The organism is Roseovarius sp. MMSF_3281, assembly GCF_030733685.1.
GTDB lineage: Bacteria > Pseudomonadota > Alphaproteobacteria > Rhodobacterales > Rhodobacteraceae > Roseovarius.
Map to the genome: position 1 here is coordinate 1 of NZ_JASHIM010000053.1, position 1,688 is coordinate 1,688.

Consider the following 1,688-nt stretch of genomic DNA (forward strand, 5'->3'; position numbering starts at 1 on the left):
GGCTCTGCCTCAATCTGTGTGGCGGAACGGTAGCATTCTCGCCCGCAACAATTCTGGACCGGCTCGACCGTACATGGCGCGTTTGAGCGTCTTCAGGCGATTGATCTGACCTTCTGCTTGGCCGTTGCTCCATGGCATCTCGATGGCGTTTTTGACTGCATCGAAGTCCCGGTTCAATGTGCGGGCAAAGCGCACGATGGGCGCCAGATCGGTTTCGATCGCGTTGTCGATCCATGCTGGGAGCGGGTCTGCTTGGCGGCTGCGCAGGATACCGTTGAACCGCATGGCGAGACTTCGCATCGTTGCGAAGGCGGGAGAACCGGCCTTGAGCGCGTCGACTTTCCGCGCTTGATCCGGGGTGAGCTTTCCGCGGGGTTTGATGCACAGCGCGGCTGCGATGACCGGGGAAATCGCGTGCCCCGTTTCCGGGTCCCGGACTGGCTTAAGGATTTCGTGCTCTACCTTGGAGTCGCTCCCTTGCTGTTCTGCTTTTCGCCAGCCCGCCAACAGACGCTGCAAATGCGACTGACTCCCCTCGTAACCGCGCTCTCGGATCAGACGGAACAGGGCGCTGCCAGTTCGAATGCCCTCCTTCCAGCTTTGGCTCAGGAACTCTTCAAAGTACCACGGCGATGTCGGCTTCAAAGCGGCCCGCCTGCGGTCCGGTGGTGTCTCGAACTGCAGCCATTTCGCGATGCTGCGACGCGGGAACCCTGTTCGCCGCCCGATCTCGCTGCATGAAAGCCCCTGATTTCGGAGCGCATGAATGGTGGCGAAAATCTCTTCCCGAGACGTCCTATGCGCCAGGCGTGACTTCAGAAGGCTGCCGGCTGCGGTGATGTTGTCGGCGTCGGACAGCAGCGCCCTGCCGGTCGCACGGCCGTGAAGGTTCATTTGCTCCTCGATGGCCTGCCGCAGGTTTTGTACGATATGGAACCGGTCAGCGACCTGCTTCGCCTGCGGTGCCCCTTGCCGTGCTGCCTGGGCGTAGAGACCGCAGCGATCTCTGCTGATCTCTTCCACCTCGGGGTGTCGCTTCAGCCAGTTGGTGCAGCTGACGACATCTCGATCCTCAAGAATGTCGATCACCACGCGACGCTCCAGATCCACAATGATCGTGCCGTAGGTTTGCGATTTCCGCCAACTCCAGTCGTCGATCCCGATGACTGTCGGCGACTCGCCACTGTCTTGGGCACGGTTCTTCAGCTGCCTAAGCACCGTGTCATCGCTGACTCCAAGGCCCAAACGATGCAACAACCGCTCGGCTGGCCGTCCGCCGGTCGCATGCCCAAGATGGGTGACAATCTCCCCGACACGCGAAGTACGACGTGCAAATGGACGCGCAATCGAGGCGATTTGGTCTGAGAATGTCCGGCGTGGGCAAGCGGGTGCCTGACATCGCCAACGGCAAATTGCGAGATCAACCGTTACCTCGTCTCCATGCGCGGGATAATCCTGCAGCCGCCGACGCCGCCAGCCGTGACGTCGGCGTGAATGCAATCCACAGTCTGGGCAAATGCCGTTGGGAGCCAAGACGCCAGATACAATCCACCCGCCTCTTTCACTTCGCTCAACGCTTTGAACGGCAACATCGCTCCCGGGCGACCAGTGCTTCTTCGAACTCACAACTATACCTCCTGAATTTTCCAGTTTCAGGATAGTTGCGCCACACAAAGTGAGGCAGAACC

At 60.1% G+C, this 1,688-nt stretch carries 1 protein-coding gene; it reads right to left on the reverse strand.

The genetic code is table 11. The annotated features are described in order from the left end of the window. Positions 1–9 precede the first annotated feature (9 nt). The gene (locus tag RBB32_RS21240; protein WP_306155754.1) at positions 10–1,548 is read right to left on the reverse strand and encodes an ISL3 family transposase; all 1,539 of its coding nucleotides are present in this window, start codon (positions 1,546–1,548) and stop codon (positions 10–12) included. Between the last annotated feature and the right edge of the window lie 140 nt (positions 1,549–1,688).